General features: G+C 40.9%; 1 protein-coding gene. It reads right to left on the reverse strand.

From position 1 onward, the window contains the following. Positions 1–90: 90 nt before the first annotated feature. Positions 91–565, reverse strand: a 475-nt coding sequence (locus F0U44_RS24260; RefSeq protein WP_149730623.1) for a pheromone/general odorant binding protein, incomplete at its 5' end; no start/stop codon positions are given.

Below are 565 nucleotides of genomic sequence, written 5' to 3' on the forward strand. Positions count from 1 at the left end.
CTGAATTTTATTTTTATTCAACAAATGCAATAAAAAAATGATTGCTTAGATATTATCAGGTAATTATTGAAACATCACAGGCTTTGTTCTTTAAAGTGAGAAGACCGAGAAACTTCCTTTGTTTGCAACGAAACAGTCGAGGAGAAGTTTTGCTCTTTCGCAGCCCTTGTCACTGTCACTGACTGGTTTGTCATTTTCTGGAGCGCACATCTCCGTTAGTTTCTCGAAGGCTTTCAAGTCCTCCTCGCTGGTAAGATATTTCTTGCTCTTCTCAATAGTAGCGGCTACATCGAAAAGACCACTTGCGTTGATGATTCCAGCTTTCTTCATGAAACATCCTACAAAGCAAGAGTTCAAACCGCTCGGATCACCAAGTTTCTTAGCCGCGTCAATGTCGCCCTGATTCACGCTGAACTCTTTGGAGCATTCCGCTATTAGAGGCAATGATGATTTCGTTATCTCGGCCTTTTGTTCTTCTGTTAGTGCATTTACACCAACAGCCAATGCACAGAATGCCAATACAACAAAAGAATTAGCTGACATTTTGACGTGTTGTACCTTCTTG

This window comes from Nocardioides humilatus, from assembly GCF_008373755.1.
Lineage (GTDB): Bacteria > Actinomycetota > Actinomycetes > Propionibacteriales > Nocardioidaceae > Nocardioides > Nocardioides humilatus.